Origin of the sequence: Nostoc sp., from assembly GCF_036917935.1 — a bacterium.
Lineage (GTDB): Bacteria > Cyanobacteriota > Cyanobacteriia > Cyanobacteriales > Nostocaceae > Nostoc.
On sequence record NZ_JBALEL010000030.1, the window covers coordinates 77,415 to 96,398 of the forward strand.

17 protein-coding genes and 1 pseudogene are annotated in these 18,984 nt (G+C 39.9%); 5 read left to right on the forward strand and 13 right to left on the reverse strand.

What is annotated here, in order from left to right; genetic code table 11:
• Positions 1-45: 45 nt before the first annotated feature.
• From V7K62_RS13400 to V7K62_RS13420, 5 genes are all read right to left on the reverse strand, one after another.
• Entirely contained in the window at positions 46-1,644 is a 1,599-nt protein-coding gene (locus tag V7K62_RS13400; RefSeq protein WP_334864642.1) for a B12-binding domain-containing radical SAM protein, read from the reverse strand.
• A 270-nt stretch (positions 1,645-1,914) separates the two neighbouring features.
• Positions 1,915-2,433 (reverse strand): hypothetical protein, encoded by a 519-nt coding sequence (locus V7K62_RS13405; protein WP_334864644.1) that lies wholly within the window; start codon positions 2,431-2,433, stop codon positions 1,915-1,917.
• An 82-nt stretch (positions 2,434-2,515) separates the two neighbouring features.
• Positions 2,516-3,466: an NAD-dependent epimerase/dehydratase family protein gene (locus V7K62_RS13410; protein ID WP_334864646.1), complete on the reverse strand. Its 951-nt coding sequence runs from the start codon at positions 3,464-3,466 to the stop codon at positions 2,516-2,518.
• A gap of 279 nt (positions 3,467-3,745) precedes the next feature.
• Positions 3,746-4,807: a uroporphyrinogen decarboxylase gene (hemE, locus tag V7K62_RS13415; protein ID WP_334864648.1), complete on the reverse strand. Its 1,062-nt coding sequence runs from the start codon at positions 4,805-4,807 to the stop codon at positions 3,746-3,748.
• Between the two features lie 679 nt (positions 4,808-5,486).
• Positions 5,487-6,170: an Npun_F0296 family exosortase-dependent surface protein gene (locus tag V7K62_RS13420; RefSeq protein WP_334864650.1), complete on the reverse strand. Its 684-nt coding sequence runs from the start codon at positions 6,168-6,170 to the stop codon at positions 5,487-5,489.
• A 652-nt stretch (positions 6,171-6,822) separates the two neighbouring features.
• Here V7K62_RS13420 and V7K62_RS13425 point away from each other — a divergent pair.
• Together V7K62_RS13425 and V7K62_RS13430 are read left to right on the forward strand one after the other, a co-directional pair.
• A complete protein-coding gene (locus V7K62_RS13425) occupies positions 6,823-7,560 on the forward strand; it encodes a hypothetical protein (RefSeq protein ID WP_334864652.1) in 738 nt (245 codons plus the stop codon).
• 33 nt (positions 7,561-7,593) lie between these two features.
• Positions 7,594-8,217, forward strand: coding sequence for a hypothetical protein (locus V7K62_RS13430; protein ID WP_334864655.1), 624 nt, complete (start codon positions 7,594-7,596; stop codon positions 8,215-8,217).
• A gap of 38 nt (positions 8,218-8,255) precedes the next feature.
• Here V7K62_RS13430 and V7K62_RS13435 read toward each other — a convergent pair whose 3' ends face one another.
• From V7K62_RS13435 to V7K62_RS13455, 5 genes and pseudogenes are all read right to left on the reverse strand, one after another.
• Entirely contained in the window at positions 8,256-9,575 is a 1,320-nt protein-coding gene (locus V7K62_RS13435) for an ABC transporter substrate-binding protein (RefSeq protein ID WP_334864657.1), read from the reverse strand.
• Between the two features lie 46 nt (positions 9,576-9,621).
• The gene (locus V7K62_RS13440; RefSeq protein ID WP_334864660.1) at positions 9,622-10,788 is read right to left on the reverse strand and encodes a glycosyltransferase; all 1,167 of its coding nucleotides are present in this window, start codon (positions 10,786-10,788) and stop codon (positions 9,622-9,624) included.
• A gap of 283 nt (positions 10,789-11,071) precedes the next feature.
• Positions 11,072-11,725, reverse strand: a complete 654-nt coding sequence (locus V7K62_RS13445; RefSeq protein ID WP_334864662.1) for a glycosyltransferase family 2 protein — start codon at positions 11,723-11,725, stop codon at positions 11,072-11,074.
• A gap of 112 nt (positions 11,726-11,837) precedes the next feature.
• The gene (locus V7K62_RS13450) at positions 11,838-12,767 is read right to left on the reverse strand and encodes a class I SAM-dependent methyltransferase (RefSeq protein ID WP_334864664.1); all 930 of its coding nucleotides are present in this window, start codon (positions 12,765-12,767) and stop codon (positions 11,838-11,840) included.
• Positions 12,768-12,856: 89 nt separating this feature from the next.
• Positions 12,857-13,021: pseudogene (locus V7K62_RS13455) on the reverse strand (LD-carboxypeptidase); the annotation flags it as partial.
• A gap of 161 nt (positions 13,022-13,182) precedes the next feature.
• Between V7K62_RS13455 and V7K62_RS13460 the strand changes: the two are divergent.
• Positions 13,183-13,959, forward strand: coding sequence for a class I SAM-dependent methyltransferase (locus tag V7K62_RS13460; protein ID WP_334864666.1), 777 nt, complete (start codon positions 13,183-13,185; stop codon positions 13,957-13,959).
• 102 nt (positions 13,960-14,061) lie between these two features.
• Here V7K62_RS13460 and V7K62_RS13465 read toward each other — a convergent pair whose 3' ends face one another.
• Both V7K62_RS13465 and dacB read right to left on the reverse strand, forming a co-directional pair.
• Entirely contained in the window at positions 14,062-14,964 is a 903-nt protein-coding gene (locus V7K62_RS13465) for a S66 peptidase family protein (RefSeq protein WP_334864668.1), read from the reverse strand.
• Positions 14,965-14,993: 29 nt separating this feature from the next.
• On the reverse strand, positions 14,994-16,466 hold the full coding sequence (dacB, locus tag V7K62_RS13470; protein WP_334864670.1) for a D-alanyl-D-alanine carboxypeptidase/D-alanyl-D-alanine endopeptidase: 1,473 nt from the start codon (positions 16,464-16,466) through the stop codon (positions 14,994-14,996).
• A 234-nt stretch (positions 16,467-16,700) separates the two neighbouring features.
• Here dacB and V7K62_RS13475 point away from each other — a divergent pair, with 234 nt between their 5' ends.
• Positions 16,701-17,300 carry a hypothetical protein gene (locus tag V7K62_RS13475; RefSeq protein WP_334864698.1) on the forward strand — a complete coding sequence of 200 codons (600 nt, stop codon included), beginning with the start codon at positions 16,701-16,703 and terminating at the stop codon, positions 17,298-17,300.
• A 160-nt stretch (positions 17,301-17,460) separates the two neighbouring features.
• On the opposite strand, the gene V7K62_RS13480 is transcribed toward V7K62_RS13475, so the two are convergent.
• Entirely contained in the window at positions 17,461-17,934 is a 474-nt protein-coding gene (locus V7K62_RS13480) for a tellurite resistance TerB family protein (RefSeq protein ID WP_334864672.1), read from the reverse strand.
• Between the two features lie 409 nt (positions 17,935-18,343).
• Here V7K62_RS13480 and V7K62_RS13485 point away from each other — a divergent pair, with 409 nt between their 5' ends.
• Complete coding sequence (locus tag V7K62_RS13485; protein WP_334864674.1) at positions 18,344-18,682, forward strand: endonuclease domain-containing protein; 339 nt, start codon at positions 18,344-18,346, stop codon at positions 18,680-18,682.
• Positions 18,683-18,984 lie beyond the last annotated feature (302 nt).

Below are 18,984 nucleotides of genomic sequence, written 5' to 3' on the forward strand. Positions count from 1 at the left end.
ACATCCTCTAATAAGTAATTTATTTACTATTACCCATTACCAACCTTAACTAACTACTGCTTCCGCTTTTTCCTCAGCTTTTTTCTTAACTAGCACATAAGGCGTTTCTGCACCTTGCGCTAGATATTCTGCTAGCTGACTTTCAATTTGATCGCGTACTATTTGGCGATACTCTAGAAAATGCTCGTTGTGGGCGCAAGCAGAGATGTAATGCTCAATAACTCCAGGGTTACGCTTGAGAATGCTGAACAAATGATGCCAGAATTTCCAGCGGGTTTCCCGTTTGATTCCTTGTCGCCAAATCACAATCAGCAACGCTTTTACAACTATCCACTCTGGCATTTTCGCTGGGGCTTTCCAACTCGGCAAACCCATCATCAAGAAGCAGCGATAGGTGCGATCTAAATACTGTACTGGGTCGTATAAAGTACAGAATGCTTCAATATATTCTCGCGCAAGTTCTTCCAAAGGACGGGTGGGAAGGAAGTTCATCAATGTTGTCTGGTTGATGTTCCCATCTTGGTTTTCCCGCAGTCGTCCTTCTTTTTTCAGGCGATGCCAAAGTGCAGTGTTAGGTAACGCTTGTAACATGGCAAAAGTCGTTGAGGGAATTGCTGCTTGTTCTGCAAACCGGACAATGCGATCGCCTGCACCTGCTTTTTCGCCATCAAACCCAATAATAAACCCAGCCATTGGGCGCAATCCCGCTTTGGTGATGGTTTCTACTGCCTCAGTTAGAGAACTGCGAGTATTTTGAAACTTCTTAGTCATTTGCAAACTATCCTCATCCGGCGTTTCGATCCCTAAAAACACCGCCGAGAAACCACACTCAACCATCAACTCCAACATTTCAGCATCTTGTGCTAAGTCAATTGAAGCTTCAGTGTCAAATCGGAAGGGATACTTATGTTCTGCCATCCAGACTTTTAACTCTTTCAGCAACAATTTTACATTTCGCTTGTTGCCAATAAAGTTGTCATCCACCATGAACACACCCCGCCGCCAACCCAATTCATAGAGATAATCTAACTCTGCTAATAGTTGGGCTGGGGCTTTGGTGCGCGGTTTGCGTCCGTAGAGAACAATAATGTCGCAAAATTCGCACTGGAAGGGACACCCGCGCGAAAACTGCACCGACATCATGTCATAAGCATCCAATTCTAATAAATCAAAGCGGGGTATTGGTGTGCTTGTGACATCAGGTTTTTCTGTGGCGCGGAAAGTGCCAGATGTATCTCCCCGTTGAATTGCCTCAATAAACATGGGTAGCGTGATTTCCCCTTCATCCAGAATTAGAAAATCTGCGCCAACATTTTCAACTTCGTGAGGTACAGAGGTGGGGTAGGGGCCGCCAACTGCGACTAGCTTGCCACGTTTTTTTGCTTCCTGGATTTGCTCGAGTAAATCTTGTTTCTGGACAATCATCGCCGAGAGAATCACCACATCTGCCCATGCCCATTCTGCTTCCGTTGCTGGGCGGATGTTGCGATCTACTAGCTTGAATTCCCATTCTTGGGGCAGAATCGCGGCTACTGTTACTAAACCTAGAGGTGGTAATAAAACCTTGCGATCGACTAACTCCAAGATTTTTTCATAAGACCAAAAGGTTTTGGGAAATATTGGATACACTAACAAGATTCGCATGTAGTATCAATCCTCACACTTTGATTGTTATCCCACTCTAACGAAAATAAAGAGTTATTGACTTTTTATTAAAGTTGTTTTATTTTACCATTGATATTTTTCCCTCAAATGGGCAACTATAGCAGTTCTCGTTTGGATGCAACAGATGGTAGGGGCACAGCAATGCTGTGCCCTTACGAGTGGTCTGTATTAAAACCTCGTTTCCAAGTTCTACCTGGAAATGCTCCTCATTGCGTCTGCTGCAAGTCAAAAAATTAGTACCAATCTAATTTATGTACCATTCAACATACTACCTCGCTCGTTAAGGATTTTAAGTATATCAAAACCATCTGAAATCCAAAATTTCTCGCTAGATGGAAATACGTCTTCGTTGTAGGTATTAGCAAAGTCTACAAACTCTCCAATCCACCCATCTGGAACATACCTCTCTATCCCAGGACCTTCAAAATAAAATGCACCAACCCGATTTTTATCAAAATCAACAAATACTGTCGGGAATAGATCGGAAACATCCCACCATGATTTTGCATTTGTATAACGGGTAAGCAATTCGGTGTGCAAATTATTCTTAGATATCTCGAATATCAAAACTGCTGATAGAAATCTTTCCGCAGTCTCTTGGTTAACTACAGTAATTCCAAATCTTTCAGAAACATCTAGCTCTGGAACCTCATAACCAGCATTTAAAAATTCATCCCGCCACTTGTTCCAGTCAAGTATCCAGATATCTATATCAGACCGAAACCAACGAATGTTGTTTCTAGATCGCACAACAGTAACGATCATCACATTACCTAATAAGTTACTCGTAAGTCAATGCTCATTATTTTTTCGCCTCATCAAACCAGGAAGGCATAAACTCCCTTACTGGCTAACGTTCAACGCCACTAATTTTTAAAACATCACTCATGGTTGCACAATAATTTGGCAAGCCGAAACTATCGGGATTGATGAAATTTTCATAGGTGAAATGCCGATAGTTCATGCAAAACCGATCCCAAGCGGCCATCTGAATGCGGAACAGAATAATAATCAAATTAGCCAATGCTAAAGATATAGGAATGCTAAAGTAAATTTTTTTGCCCAGATAAGTACAAACTTCTTCTATTGCTTGATTAGCAGTTAACGGTGCTTGACCTAAAACCAACCGACGTGGTTGATCATTTTTGGGAGGATGATCAATTAAATATCGCACAACAGTGGCAATGTCTTGTCCGTGAATAAAGTGAAAACTGCCGTCTGCTTCCAAAAAGCGAATCAAATTAATATATTTCGTCACTTCGGGAATGCCAGATGTGAGATGAGAATAGGGTTTATTGGGATCACCGCCCAATACTAAAGTGGGAAATACTGTGGTAATTTTGGGTGCGATCGCTAATTTTTCTTTTTTATCTAAGCACTCATATTTAGAACGGATGTAATCTGTCCCAATTTCCCCGGCTTCTTTTAATGGTTGATTGTAGCGATCCAAAACGCTAGCTGTCGAAAAATAAATTACCTGCTGGCAACGTTCTGGATCTAGCAGTTCGAGCAACTCTATAGTCTTGACGACATTAATATCAAATGTCTGATCACCACCCCAAGCTGTGGCTGTGAGTACCGCCGTATCAATTGTAGATAGCAAATCGGCAAACTGGCGAATATTTTGCATATCACCTTGCAAAACGTTGATGCCTGAACGTGCCTTGGTATCAACTTGCAGTTTGTTTGGGTTCCTAACTAGTAGATACAGTTCGTGATCTGTTTCCTTAATTAAGGCTTCTGTTAAATAATGACCTATACAACCACTTGCACCAGTCACTAAAATCCGTTTCTGGCTCATAGAGAATTTTTCAAACGTTAGGAGTTAAAACTAAAGAGTTAAGAATAAAGTTAAAAGTTCCGAATCAGGAGTTATTAATAAAGTTAGGAGTTAAGAATAAAAGATAACTTTGCACCTCGCAACTGATCACTTTATATTTTATATAGCGGTTCTCGGTTGAGTCAGGTACAAGAACCCCACCCCCAACCCCCTCCCCGCAAGCGAGGAGGTGGCTCTGATCTACTTCATGGGATTGGGAAACGCTATAACTCCTAACTCCTAACTCATAACTCCTGACTCTCAAGCCTTAACTCCTGCAAGATTCAGTTCCTTTGCCGTTTCAAAGAAGAAAGCGACATTTTCTTCGGGAGTTTCTGGGAGGACACCATGACCGAGATTAAGAATATGACCCCAATTACCAGCTTTGCGAACGGTATCAAGAATGCGATCGCGGATAAACTGTTTAGAGCCGAATAGCACGCCTGGGTCAAGATTTCCTTGAACTTTGACTTGCTTGCCCAATCTGGCTCGTGCGTCTGCCATATCTACTGCCCAGTCTACACTGACAATATCAGCGCCAGATTGTGCCATTCTTTCCAATACACCGGCACTACCGCTAACTAGCAAAATCAAAGGTGTGTCAGGATGGGTTTGCTTAACCTGCTGGAAAACTCTCTGCTGATAGGGGAGAGCAAAGGTATCATAATCTTGAGGACTCAATTGACCTGCCCAAGAATCGAACATTTGCACAACTTGAGCGCCAGAGTCAATTTGGTAGCGGGCATAGATCGCGATCGCATCTGCTAATTTAGCTAACAGTTGATGCAATATCGTCGGATCTGAGAATGCCATGTTTTTGATGATGGAGTAGGTTTTAGAACCTTTTCCTTCCACTGCATAAGCTGCTAACGTCCACGGCGCACCCACAAAGCCCAACACTGTTGACTTATCGCCTACTTCCGAGCGCAGCGCTTGCAAAATTGTCTTGATAAATGGTAGAGCTGCTTCTGGTTCTAAAGGACGCAAACCATCAATTTGTTCTTGAGTGCGGAGGGGCGAGTGAATGATTGGCCCTTTACCTTCGGCGATGTCCATATCAATCCCCAAACCAGGTAATGGGGTGACAATATCAGAAAATAAAATTACTCCATCTGGTTGGAAGGCTTTCCACGGTTGCAAGGAAACTTCAATTGCTACATCTGGAATTTCGGAGCGATCGCGAAACGAAGGATACTTTTCTCTTAAGTCTCGATATGCTTTCATATATCGTCCCGCTTGTCGCATCATCCATACAGGGGGACGATCTACTACTTCACCACGAGCAGCCCGTAAGAGATGAGGAGTCGTTGAATAAACACCCATTTATTACTTCATCCTATTTATGCCACTGTTTAGCTTATCATTCTGGGATTACGCTTTTCCAGCAGGTTTTCAGGAAAAGGTGAATAGCAGGGCATAATAGTAATATTTTATAATATTTTGATTATTGGATATGAGCGCTCGGTTGGCTTGACTACAGTATTAATGCCAGCAAGCGCTAATTTCTTGTTTTTTTAGCTTAATAAGCAGAAGCCTCTCACCTACCCAAAGGGAGGTGATGAGATGAATGCGTGTGAGTTGAGTTGCGTAGCCTGAATTGTATTTGAGCGTAGCGAAAATAAAGTTGGCTACAGCGACGAAACGAACTGTTAGATTGATTTTATGTTATTATCAAAGAGTGGGTGTAATTAAATTAAATGCAGAAATGCAGCCTACAAAACAAAAAACAAATCTTAAAATCAAAGAACCGTGGGGCGCACGGTCTTAAAGCTCAGTCAATGTCTTCAAAGAAGAGTCGCTGAGAAGCCCACACTCACTTCAAAGGGAGTGTGTGGAGTACGTCACCTTATCCCATGAAATTATTGCTTTGAGTTCCACGTAGAAATACACCTCTCACTTTTGCATCGAGGGAACGCATGAGGAAAACTGCATAACAAAATGTGTCTCTACGCATGGCATAGAGACACATCCTTAAGGGTTTTCAACAGGGATCTGGATAAATTTATCCTTTCACTGCCACTTTCTGTTGTGAGCGTTTGAAGAGCGACATCATACCACAAGCACCTATTGCTACCACACCTAACATTGCACTAGGTTCAGGAACGCTGGCTAGTCTATAGGCGTGGTTATCTGTTTCAAAGGCAATACCATTTGAGCGCATCACAACTCGGTCAAATGTTTCTCCTGTATCAGCTACAAGATTGATAAACATATTAGCTTCAGAGCTAGTCCAACTACCATTAGCTATAGCATTTGGCACATCTGCACCACTAAAAGTCTTTAACAACTGATCGCCTTTGTAAATGTCAACAAAGTTGTAATCATCTAATGAACCTCCATAAAAACCGAAGTAATTAACAGCTTCTTTGAACTTAATATTGACCAAACCACTGTCGCCTGCAACATTACTACCTACTGGAGCAATTGTTAGAAATTTGGTGTTATCCCCATAAGGTGAGGCGTATTGACTAGATACGCTACCTTGAACAATGTTACTAGTAATATTAGAGTAAGTAACAAATCCATTAGGATCATTTGCTGTGCCATCGTCAAAGGTGATAGTTTTGGCATCAGCGTAGCTAGAAAACGGGCCACTATTGACTTGCAGAGTTATTGCACTAGCTGGATTCGCACTCATGATCACAGCAGTCATTCCGAGTAAAGCCAAAGAGATTTTTTGCAGCATTCTAATAATAAACCTTGAAGAACACAAAGATAATTAAGACTGAAATTTTCTTGAAACCTAGCTATGAAAGGCTGGTTTCATTACTCCAACAACTTAGAAAAAAATCACAAAGATTGTTAGGTCTTTATCTATGACTGTTGTTGGGTAAAACAAGCTCGAAGATGTAAGTTTATCTTGATGCTTTGTAATCCTATTTTGATTTTTATAACTCGCAAAAGATACGGTGTATATACTAAAATCTCTTTAAAGATTAAGTGAAGGTTATTGTGCAATTGTAGTGGGCAGGACAAACGCATCTAAATTACTCTTGATCGCAACCAAGCTTAAGAACCGATAAAAAATCACTATTTATCGTTTGGTTTAGTTTCCTAGACTCTAGACTCAAAGGGATGTCTACGATGGGCTACTCCTAAATCTTTAGCAAGAAGAATAGGTTAATGAAATTCTATTGAGAATAGACTGTTATTATTGACATAATATTCTCGCCTTGAGGAAGTGGCGAGTGGCGAGTGGGGAATGGAAAATAGGGACTGGTGATTGAGAAATAGAGTAAAACAAGAATCAATATTTAATTGAGGATTGGGCATTGGTTATTCTCCCTCTGCTCCCCTATCTCCGTGATCTCACTATTCCCTCACTCCCCTAACTTCTTATGCAAACTGACTCTAATAATCCCGATCATCTTGCATCTACTAATAATGAGCCTAACCCAGGAAAGTTTTTGATTCCGCGATCGCAGCGACAGAGGTTCTTTATTCAGTTTACCTTAATGACCCTCATCGGATGGGTTGTCGGTGGTGTTGCCAGTATCGCCTTAGAGAAAATTATTCTCCAAAGTCTCTCATCTAGCGTTTCTATCCAACCACAAACATGGAGCATTTTGGTCAGAAGTCTCAGTAATGTTGTATTTGCCGTGATTTTCGCCGCTGACCAGAGCCTTGTCCTTTACCGATATTTACCTGGTTGGCAGTGGCTATTTGCTACTAGCGTTGGTTGGCTGATTGCCAATGGTGTTTCTACAGCCTGGATTAACTACATTTCAAGCATTGCCTCATCATCTTCTGAAGATACTTTGATTTTGGGATTTTTGTCTGCGATCGCTTATATTATTTCTGGTATTTGGCTAGGAATTTGCCAATGGCTGGTATTGAGGCGATATACAGTAGACATTTGGTGGTGGAATTTTTTACCCTCAATCTCTTTCTTCTCGATCGCTATTTTGGTTTGGTTGCTTTTTATTATGCAAAATTTGATTCCAGAAACCTACCGTACTCCCATACTATATTGGAGTGGACAAGGACTGACAGCAGCAATTCTAGGAGCCATACCAGCAATTGGTTTGTGTACATTGAAAAGAAATTTACACCCCAAAACTGGAGTTTATTCCTGACTTTTATCGATATATTCTATAACCTTAATATTTATGACTCGCCCGCGCATTCTCCAACTTGGTGAAAGTTATACATTTAGTAAGTATTTTGAATTACCATATACCCCAGCAGATATCTTAGCAGAACTAGGATGTAGTTACGAACGTGCATCGATACAACTACCACAATATTCAGGTGTAATTGACTATTTAGAATTTTTACAGCGTTACTTACGGCGTAATATCATGCGCGTAAATCCTATCAGTGAAGCTGCAAAACGTGAAGTTTTAATTGCTCCTATTTTGTTGGAAATTTGCGACCAAACGCAAACTCAACTAAACATTGAGTACCCCATTAATGTTAGCGAACAACTCAAAGTAAGTTTTGATTACTATATTTCATCTTCCAATTCACTGTTAGTAGTTGAAGCCAAGCAATCCGATTTAAGCAGGGGGTTTACTCAACTTGCAATTGAATTGATAGCACTCGACCAATGGACAGATTCGCAAACACCAACTTTGTATGGTGCTGTAACAAATGGAGAAGATTGGCGATTTGGAATATTTTATCGGCAAGATAAACGGGTCATGCAAGATATCAAACTTTATCGCGTTCCAGAAGGTTTGGAAGAATTAGTGCGAGTACTTGTAGGAATTCTTACCAATGCTAGTAGTTAATTACAGTAATTTATTTTACATGAACTACTAGTTCTAATTTATTTGTCATCCCAAATCAAATCTAAACGCTCTTGTGCTGTCTTGAGGGCTTTTTCAGCAGACTCACCTAGCAATGTCGCTTCTATAGCTCGACCAAGACTGTCAGAAAGACGGCTATATCCAGCAATAATCGGTTGAGAACGTGCCACAGGTAGTTGGTCAAAAAATACTTTTAGCAATGGTTTTTCAGTGAGAAATTGCTGATAAGCTTTGCTTTGAGCCGACTTGAGCGTAACTGGTAAAAAACCCGTTCCCATACTCCATTCTATTTGGAATTCCTCGCTCAAAACATACTCCAAAAATTTGAATGCTGCTTGCTCTCTTGCTGGTGTGGTCTTCATCACAAAAAAATTTCCAGTACCTGTAACTGTAGCAGCTTTGACACTTGCGGGTATGGGTAATAGTTGATGATCAACCTCAGATTTCATGATTAACGTCCAAGGGCCTGTAATCTGCATCGCAACACGACCTGTAAGAAAAGCTTCCTCTTCATAACCTCGTTCTGGGGCAGAAAGCATGACTGAACCATCTTTGATCAAGTCTTCCCAAAATTTTAAGGCCGCGATCGCACCTACATTCGTTAAATTCGGGCGATTATTGGTTACAATCTCACCTTCAGCACTATATAAAAACGGCAACCAACTAATCACCGTCCATCCGCCTTTTCCTAAAGGCAGTAACATACCATACTGTTCGGGGCGGCCATCGTCATTCCGGTCTATAGTTAATTTTTTGGCAACTTGTCTCAACTCATCCCAAGTTTTGGGTATTTCTGTAATTCCCGCTGCTTCAAAAAGTTTAGGACGGTAAAAAATCCCAAGATTACTGGTGTGCATTGGCACTGACCAAATGTGACCATCTAACTGCATCTCTTCCAATAAGTTAGGTCTAATGTCTGACTTAAAAGGCGATTTGTCCAACCAATCTTCTAAAGGTCGGATTGCCCCTAATTCCATAAATTGACCTGTAAATTCAGGGTGGAATGACAGGATATCTGGAGGTACATTCGCAACGACTGATGTTAATATTTTTGGTAAATTAGGTTCTGGTTCAAAAATAGACTCAACCTGAATATCAGGATGAATTTGATTAAATTTATCTACTAATTTTTCAAAAATCTCTCGATGTGAAGGTGGATTAATCGCTTGCCAAAGTGTCAGATGAATTACTCCGTCGTCTTTTTGTCTAATTCCCTGACAACTAGATAAAAATATCAGAGACAAACTCAGAATAATTCCGAGAATCGAAAGCTGTCCAGCCGAATTGCTCAAATAACGCCAAAAATCTCTAATTTTGGAATCTATAAAATTAATATTCATATAAAGTCTTTAGAAACAAAGATAGGTCATCTAGCACAAATCACAGTCATTGATAAACAACTTGCTGTATTAAACCTTCTAACTGGTTAGCACAGCTAGTTTCACTAAAGAATTGTGCAATCTGCTCAGAGCGATCAATCTTCTGCTGAGGAGTTTTTACATGGTCAATGATAGCTTCTGCTAAGGCATCAACATCACTTGGTGGTACTATTGTTCCACATTTCAGGACTTCAAAAATATCACGGGGGCCAACTGGACAATCACTGGCAATAAACGTTACTCCACTGGCTACAGCTTCTACAAGAACCAGTGGTAAGCCTTCAAAATGGGAAGCAAGTATAACCGCCCTAGATTGTGAAAAGTAAGCTCTAGGATTGCTTACAGAACCAGTAAAGAGGACAATATTATTAATAGTTAAAGAAGTTGCCAGAGCTTGTATTTCTGTCTCTAATTCACCGTCTCCTAGTAAAATCAGCCGGATATTTAAGTGATTTTCACTAACTTTAGCAAATGCGTTGAGTAAGGTTTTATGGTCTTTTTGATGATGAAATCTAGAAGCACATACAAAGGTAATTAACTGCGAATTGTCAAACCAAGATTTGGCTGTAGGATGAAGAGGCTGGTTATTTATATCATCTATAGCTGGATTGTAGGATATCAATATTCGACGGTGCTTAAAGCCAATATTTGCAAATCTTTGATAAAGAGCTTTGCAGACAAAAACTAGTCCGCCAGCTTGCTGAAGCGCCTGCATATCAATCCGGCTAGTAATACTTATAGATAAGTTTTGAATCAATGCACTGATGGGGTTTGTTTTGCGTTCAGTCTGTGATTCAGAAATATAATCACTATGAATATAACTAATATAGGGAATAGATAAACTTCCAGGGATAAGCTGAGATAAATAAAATAGCTTAGTGATAAATGCACTGTGACAAATAATAATATCTGGTTTATGTTCAGCAATAATCCTATTTAATTGGATCGCTACCCATATTTGATGTATTGCTCCGCCAATATACAATAAAGTGCCTGCAATTTTCATCACAATGACTATTTGGGCTGCCTTAAAAGATACCTTCCATCGTGGATCTAAAATAGTAAGTACCACGGTAGAAACTTTATAGCCAGATTTTACCTGAGAAGAAATTAGCGAATCAGCAACTTTTGGCGCTCCACCAAGGTTGTTCAAAACTATATGACAAATATGCATACTTACAGTTATATTTTACTCATTTTAGCAAAATAGACAAACTCAAATTTACTACTGAACAATGGCAAAAATAATTATCTGACTTTTCACGGTATTTGGAAAACCTCACTTCTATTTCTCTCTCCTAAAAGGAGAGAGACTTTGAATTTTGTGCCCTGAAAGCGTCTAGGGGATTAGGTTTCTCGTGGGCTTTTCTACATAACGTGAAAAGTTAGAAATAATTATACATTCAGCAGAGAAGAGAAGCAGCAACTTCTGACTTATCTTCTCTATTTGCCTGATTTTATAAATGCTGTTCTAAAACACTTTTGGTAACACTAGTTTCCGCTCGTGTGTAAAGATATGTTTCTGGGACAGTGACTTTTTGCGTTTTAAAAATTTTTGCTGCCCGATGCCAAAAGTCTGTATCCTCCCCATAGTGGATGTTTTCAAAGCCCCCTAAGTCAAAAAAGACTTTTCTCTTGGCAAAAATTGTCGGGCCTAAAACACATTCTCGCAAATTAATTGTTTTACCTGGCTGAAAATAATCTGCCACAAAAATCTCTTCTTCACTGGCAAATCCACCTTCAATTAAATCAATTTCTGGATGATTTTTCATATATTCAAGTCGTGATTCTAGATGGTTGGGTTTGTAAGCATCATCACTATCGAGAAGTGTAATATATTTGCCAAAAGATGCCTGAATACCAGCATTTTTAGCGTATGCTTGTTTTTTATTTTGATGTTTGAGATATCGGATATTGGAGAATTTCTGGACATAAGGATTGACAATTTCAAAGGTATTGTCTTGGCTGCCATCATCAACTATAATTAGCTCCCAATCTTTAAAGGTTTGATTGATAACACTATTAATGCCATTATCTAAATATTTGGCGCGATCGTAAGTACAGATGACAACTGATATTTCTGGAATTGGATCAAATTTGATCGGACTCATAATGGATTGCCATTAAAATTAAGTATTAGTACTGAAAAAAAAATTGTTAGCATAACCGCTCAAAGAAGCACGAGCGAATCAATCTACCAAAGCAAGGTTCACACCTGACTTATCAATTTAAATCAGATTTTTGACCATCTAATTTGCGGAACTGCACGTATAGACTGTGACCAGTTACAAGATTTCTTAATCCAGCTTTTAAAAAGTATCCATACAAAGGAATTGTATACTGATTAAAAATGATTTTCCCTAAAGGTGAAATACTGCAAATATGATTACCGTATGAATGCAAATAAGTATCCACATGATAATAATGTAAAGGCTCTTTAATTACTTTTTCTAGCTTGACAGCAAATATATTTTCTAGTGCTTTAAATGTTGAAGCTTTCCATTGTGTCATGTGGTGGGGTGGCATATCTAGTAAATCATATTGATATTGTAAAAAGCTTTCAGCATTGGGAACACAGAAAATTAATTTTCCTCCTGGTTTCAAAGTCCGAAGACACAATTCAATGAAGTTTTTAGGTTGAGGAATATGTTCAAGCACCTGGAAGCTACAAATTGCATCTTGAGACAAAGGGTAGGTTTCTGCAAATTCCTGTAAATCGATACTTTCAACAGGAAGATTATTTTTTTTAGCTACTTCAACTGCGGATGAATTCAATTCAATTCCTTGCGCGTTAAGACCTAGTTTTAAAGCTGATTCAACAAAAGAACCAAATGCACAACCTATTTCTAAAATATCATTGCAGTTTGATAAATTCCTTAAAGCAACCTTATGTTCCCACTTGTCAGGCGTATAAAACCAATCAATTTTTTGCAATTGTTCATAAAGTTTTTCAGAACCAGCTATATCAAATGGGAAGAAAAATTTAAGTTTAGTTTTGTTACACTGATAGAGATGAATTTCTTTATATTCACGAAGTTCTGAGCTAATATTAATCTTAAAAGTCTGATTCCAATCGTTAATTAGTGTATCGGCTGCGATGGTTTTTAGCCAAGTGATATCGGTTTTACCTGTCAAAGGGCTTTGAATATTCATACTAAAAAAAGATAAACTAAATTATTCATTTGGATGATCCGCAAGTAATAAAAGCGTTTTTCAAAACATTAGTTTTGTTGCCAATGCTAATCTTCCAAGATGCGGGTGCTGCCAAAATTACCTCTGGCACAGATAATACCACGGTAATCGGAAACTTGCCATGCTGATGCTAGGTGGTGGCAGCGGTTTTCGTCTGTTCGTGCTAGATAACCATGCGATCGCTTACACCCCGTGCGTAAATGCCTAGGGGTAATTACCCTAAAGGTGGTGGGATCATCTTCCCTTGAGGATTGGATCAATTCTGAAAACTATGATTTTTTATCAGTATTAACTATTCAACCATAATATGGTAGTGTATTGGGTTGGGAAAGCTGACAAAATTCGTAGATAACAAATTCTTTAGAGAAGAACAGATATGACTGAAACTAATGAAATTATTAAAAATGTCTCATTGTCAACTTGGGATTATATTTCACCCGGATTTGAGATAATTTATCCTGATTCCTCTTTTCCCAATATGATCGTTGCAGATCCCAAGAGTTCTTATTGGCCTTATTTACGTGCAGAGATTCCTCATAGCTGGTACGTGGATAAAAAAGAGCCATTTATAGGGTTTCTGAATCGAGATGAAGCACATATTTTATATAATACAGCACTCAAATTTGCCGGCAAAAAAGCTTTAGAAATTGGTTGTTGGCGAGGTTGGTCTGCCTGCCATCTGGCATTAGCAGGAGTGGAATTAGATGTAATTGATCCTGTTTTAGCCAAAGAAGATGTTTATGAAAGTGTAACTACTTCCCTGCGACTTGCTAATGTTCTCGGCTCAGTTAATCTAATAGACGGTTATAGCCCACAAAAGGTAGAGGAATTAGCTAAACAATTGCAACGTAAGTGGTCATTGATTTTTATTGATGGCGATCATGAAGCACCAGCACCTCTCAATGATACGATTATCTGTGAACAATTGGCTGAGGCGGATGCTTTAATTTTATTCCATGATTTAAATTCTCCTGATGTCACACAAGGCTTAGATTACTTAAAGCAAAAAGGTTGGAATACAATCATTTACCAAACTATGCAAATTATGGGCGCTGCTTGGCGCGGAAATGTTGAACCAGTAAAACATCAGCCAGATCCGAAAATTAATTGGAATTTACCAGAGCATTTAGTAGATTATTCTGTGAGTGGATGATCCCATCAAGCAGCAGAATTTTCAGAAGCTACCATAAATGGGATTGAGTTACGAACAAAAATATCCCCGACTTCTTAAAGAAGTCGGGGATCTGATTTTAACTTAATGTGGATGCGCGATCGCTAATATTCCCGCGTCCCCATCTAAAGTTACCTCTACACCCACTGGTAATGCCGCATTGGGACTATCATGACCAAAAGGTAAATCGGAGACAATAGGAATACCCAAATCACCCAAGCGATCGCGCAATACTTCTTCTACACTAAAACTAGATATAGTTGGTGGCGCTTGACAGCGAGTAAAACCACCCAAAGCAATACCGCAGACTTGAGACAAAGCACCACTCAAGCGCCACTGCGTCAGCATCCTATCAATCCGATAAGGTGCTTCCGTAACATCTTCCAACGCTAGAATTACACCATCAAGATGTGGCAGGATTGGCGTACCCAAAAGGTGAGTAGCCACTGTGAGATTACCTGGTAACAAACTGCCAGTAACCACACCACCACCCCAACCGCAACCTTTGAGAGGGGTAAAAGAATTACCTTCTACCCAATCGAATAATCGCTCAATTGACCAATCTGACTCATCTGCGAAAGTTGTCATAACAGGGCCGTGAACGCCAGAAATTCCTGCTGTATAAAGGCTCCATAATAAAGCTGTGATATCAGAAAAGCCTATGAGCCACTTGGGAGGCGCTGAGTTTGGCCAATTCCAATCTTCTAAGATGCGGGTGCTGCCAAAACCGCCTCTGGCACAGAGAATACCACGACAATCAGGATCTTGCCATGCTGCTGCTAGCTGTTGACGGCGATTTTCGTCTGTCCCAGCTAGATAACCCCATTTGTCATCTATCTGGGGACTGACTTGTAATTGATAACCACGCGATCGCCAAATTTCTATACTCTGTTCAAATGCCTCAAATTCTCGCAAAGCACCACTAGGGGCAATTATTCGTAGTAAGTCTCCAGGTTTTAGGGGCGGTGGTAAGATTTTGGCTGGCATGAAAAAAGTTAGAAGTGGAAAGTCTAATATTAACAACGCTGCAACTGTGTTAACAACACAACAACTTCATCAATTGCCTGCCGCACAACTGTTGCAGACTGATCAGACTGATTCACGATAATACTAAAAACCAGCGGCTCATACTTCGACGCATTCATATATCCAGATAGAGAAACTACACCCGTTAAGGTACCTGTTTTTGCTTGCACAATGCCCTCAGCAGGTGTACCTTGAAAACGGCCCTTCAGAGTTCCACTTTTACCAGCCATAGGTAAAGATGCGCGATATATATATGCTGTTGGTGTTTTTGCCATTCCCCGCAAAGTTTGTACAAAAGCTTCTGGTGTCACTAAGTTACGACGTGATAAACCCGAACCATCCACTAAAATATAATTTGCTCGATCAACCCCCAATTTAGTTAAACTCGCTTTGACAACTTCCAAACCAACATCAGCGCTAGTCTGATTTTTCACTCTGGTTTTTTTCACAGCTAACGCTCTCAGCAGTGCTTCAGCATAAAGATTATTACTATTCTGAAGAGTTTCCATTAATAATTCAGCTAAAGGTGGCGACTCTACAAATGCGATTTCCTCTTGATTCACACCACCATTTACTACTAATGTTTGCCCCAAGGTAATTTTTTCTGTTGCCAAAGCAGTACGGAAGCGCCGTAAGAAGTAATAATTAGGGTCAACTACAGGCAAATCTATTAAAGATGGTTCAGAATTCGTTGTCAGTTGTCCTTGAATTCGTAATACTGTTCCTGATAATTCGCGGGTAACATTTACATAGCTTGGTTGATTTTGAGGAACGGTTACTGACTGATTAATTATCCGCCACTGTTTCGTTTCGCTAGGATCAATCCACACAACTTGTAAAGATTTACCTACAGCCTGTGGTACAAGTTTAAAGCTAAAAATATTTTGATTCAGAATAAAACTGCTGACTGGTGCGCCATCACTTGACTGCACATCTTCCCATTGCCAGGTTGGATTAACAATATCACCTTGAATATAACTATCATCAGCTATCAATCGCTGAATTTGAGTAATACCTTTCTGTTTTAGCTGCTGTGCCAATTTTTGTAGTTGAGTATCACTTAAGCTAGGATCTCCCCTACCAACTACACGTAAAACACCATTGCCATTCTGATAAATAGAGGTGCGAATCCGAAAATTAGCACCCAATTCCTGCAATGCAGCTGCTGTTGTCAGCAATTTCAGGTTAGAGGCGGGAGTAAAATATTTTTGAGCATCTCGACTGTAAAGAGTTGGCCCCGTTGACAGGGGTTGTACCAAAATTCCCCAGCGCACCCGACTAAATAAGGGACGATTGATTACAGCATCTATAGCTGTTCCCAGTTGGGTAGAGCAAATTGATTTTGTGCTAGTTGTTGGTGCAACTGTGGTTTGTGCTTTCGCAACTCTAGAATTAAATCCTATCTGGCTAGTCAAAAATATTAACAAAACACCCAGTGGTTGATTTAAAATCTTAAGTCTCACCAATTCTCCTTATCCCAAAGATAGATATTTTTACTTTGCGAACAACTTCTTTCCGGAGAGAGAAGACTTGGCTCAGTAAAGTTACTTAATTAGTATAGGGAAGATGTTCACATGTTTCATAGATAGGCGATGTCTACGACGGGCTGCGCCTACGCGCAAACATAATTTATGGCACTAGAAAATAGAAACGTAAGTCAACCCGCATATACAGAAATACGAAATAGAGGCAACGGTGTGAGTACATTTTTATCTGGTGTAGCTGTATTACTCTCTACTTTGGCTTTGGGATGTAGCGGCTATGTAGCTTATGAAGTTTTCACGTTGCGGGAGACACTAAATGCTACTAATACAGTCAGTAAGACCATTCCCACTCAAGTGCCAAGTCCTACAGCTACAACTTCTCCACAAGCAACGGCCTCACCATCCCCAGCTAGTGCTACAACTTCAGCAATTAGCCCTGGTCAGTTTGTGCAGCCTGCTTTTGGCAAAAAGGCAGAAGTTGAGTTACTTTCAGCAAAACGAATTAAAGATCCAGAAACTGGAAACCGTGATGTCGTAAATGTGCAAATGCGTATTCGTCGCCTTGCCACAGATGGAGTTGCTGGTAGCGATATTATCTCGGTTGCTAGTACAACAGCCCGCAATCCTGAGACTAGCGTAACCTACAAAGGAGTTGCTCTTAATCGTTCAACAGGAAGCGTTTCTTTGTTCCAAGTACGTCCACAAGCCTCCGCAGATGCTTATATCTGGCTAAGAGTTCCCGATGGTATCAATAATTTGGACATTTTTGTGCCAGATACAGCCGCATTTAAAAATGTACCAATTCCTAATTAGTACTTGATCGAATTAATTTTGATAACGTGCAAGATTCCCAACTTCTTGATGAAGAAGTTGGGAATCTGAATAACTTAACTCAAACAAAATTATTTCATACTCTAAATTAGCAACCCCAAATTAAAGATGGTAGATGACTGAGGTTGCTATTCAAAAAAGATTACTCCTCCTCTTCCTCTTCTTCTTCCTCTTCTTCCTCTCCGAACACTCCGTCTATAAGTTCTTGTGCGCGTTCGTCTGAAATCTTTAAGGCTTGCTGAAGTTCAGAGATATAATCTTGTTCAGCTTCGGGTACTTCTTCGTCAATCCCTACTACTAAGATAGCTGTGATGTATGCAGTTTCGCGATAATTTTTATTGGGTAAGGATTCGATGGACTGGGCGATTAAATCTTCTGCTTCTTCTTCTTCAATCAAGCTGACGACTTTTTCGGTCAATTCTTCAAAGTCTTCTTCAGAGTAATCTTCAAATAAGTCAACCCGACCGAGAAATTCACTTAAAGCATATTCTTCTGTGGAAGAAATACCTTCACCATCAGCCGCAGCGGAAAACAACCCAAGAATTGCGATCGCAACTTCTGGTTCTAGAGCAACTGAACTAACACTACGGCCTTTGGGCAACTTGCGTTTAGACATAATTATCCTCTAAAAGTTACGTGATATTTCAGGAAGTAATACCTTGTGGTCTATAATGCTTCCTCGATTTATGATTCCCAAAAGAATGCAGAAATATACATTGGGATGAATCTTTTTTTCATAAAAAATACGCAGAAAATATATTCATCTGCGTATAAAAACGGTTAAGTTGTCTGGAACGATCGAGGTTTTTAGTACTTGTGTACGCCACCAATGAGGGGTAAAAAGTTTTAGATCCTCCTTAAAAAGGCTACGGTTGTACACGCAAGTTATTGAATTACCCCTCCCTAACCCTCCCCGTATGTATTGGGGAGGGAACTAGATTTTCCAATTTCCCCCCTTTATAAGGGGGGATTAAGGGGGGTAATCCAGGGAATTATAAGCACAGTCCAGGAATATGAATACGCTGATGACAAAACTGTATAACCAAACTTCAGAAAAGCAAAAACGGCAAACTCTCAGAAACAATATGCCGCCATGTGAAAAAATAGTTTGGGCAAAACTTAGAAATCAACAAATTGAAAGCTGTAAATTTCGCAGACAATACAGTATTGACAGATTTGTAGTGGATTTTTATTTTTCAGAATTGAGACTTGCCATAGAAATTGATGGTGATAGTCACTATCAAGATGGAGTTCCAGAATATGACCGCGATCGCCAAGCATTTTTGTCATCAAAAGGTACGAGAATTTTGAGATTTACGAATCAAGAAGTTTATCAAGATATTGATATAGCGGTTCTCGCTTAAGTGAGGTACAAGAACCCCACCCCCAACCCCCTCCCCGCAAGCGATGAGGGGACTATGATGTATCTCATGTGATCAGTAAACGCTATAGTGTGGTGGATAAGATTAGGGAAGTTATTTGTAGGTTGAGGGAAGTTACCCCACCCTAACCCTCCCCTCATAAAGGGGAGGGAACTAGATTTATTTTTTCCTCAACCTAATCAGGAAGATTAAGCGATCGCATCCGCAAGAGTAAAGGGGGCAGGAATTAGGGGAAATTCCATCATCTTTTTCCCCTTCTCCCTACTCCCCTACCTCTCTGGTCA

What these genes read in the sequence shown, in the direction of transcription:
- V7K62_RS13400 (WP_334864642.1), bottom strand. Translation starts at nt 1,644, where the DNA reads ATGCGAATCTTGTTAGTGTATCCAATATTTCCCAAAACCTTTTGGTCT.
- V7K62_RS13410 (WP_334864646.1), bottom strand. Translation starts at nt 3,466, where the DNA reads ATGAGCCAGAAACGGATTTTAGTGACTGGTGCAAGTGGTTGTATAGGT.
- hemE (WP_334864648.1), bottom strand. Translation starts at nt 4,807, where the DNA reads ATGGGTGTTTATTCAACGACTCCTCATCTCTTACGGGCTGCTCGTGGT.
- V7K62_RS13420 (WP_334864650.1), bottom strand. Translation starts at nt 6,170, where the DNA reads ATGCTGCAAAAAATCTCTTTGGCTTTACTCGGAATGACTGCTGTGATC.
- V7K62_RS13425 (WP_334864652.1), top strand. Translation starts at nt 6,823, where the DNA reads ATGCAAACTGACTCTAATAATCCCGATCATCTTGCATCTACTAATAAT.
- V7K62_RS13430 (WP_334864655.1), top strand. Translation starts at nt 7,594, where the DNA reads ATGACTCGCCCGCGCATTCTCCAACTTGGTGAAAGTTATACATTTAGT.
- V7K62_RS13435 (WP_334864657.1), bottom strand. Translation starts at nt 9,575, where the DNA reads ATGAATATTAATTTTATAGATTCCAAAATTAGAGATTTTTGGCGTTAT.
- V7K62_RS13440 (WP_334864660.1), bottom strand. Translation starts at nt 10,788, where the DNA reads ATGCATATTTGTCATATAGTTTTGAACAACCTTGGTGGAGCGCCAAAA.
- V7K62_RS13445 (WP_334864662.1), bottom strand. Translation starts at nt 11,725, where the DNA reads ATGAGTCCGATCAAATTTGATCCAATTCCAGAAATATCAGTTGTCATC.
- V7K62_RS13450 (WP_334864664.1), bottom strand. Translation starts at nt 12,767, where the DNA reads ATGAATATTCAAAGCCCTTTGACAGGTAAAACCGATATCACTTGGCTA.
- V7K62_RS13460 (WP_334864666.1), top strand. Translation starts at nt 13,183, where the DNA reads ATGACTGAAACTAATGAAATTATTAAAAATGTCTCATTGTCAACTTGG.
- V7K62_RS13465 (WP_334864668.1), bottom strand. Translation starts at nt 14,964, where the DNA reads ATGCCAGCCAAAATCTTACCACCGCCCCTAAAACCTGGAGACTTACTA.
- V7K62_RS13480 (WP_334864672.1), bottom strand. Translation starts at nt 17,934, where the DNA reads ATGTCTAAACGCAAGTTGCCCAAAGGCCGTAGTGTTAGTTCAGTTGCT.
- V7K62_RS13485 (WP_334864674.1), top strand. Translation starts at nt 18,344, where the DNA reads ATGACAAAACTGTATAACCAAACTTCAGAAAAGCAAAAACGGCAAACT.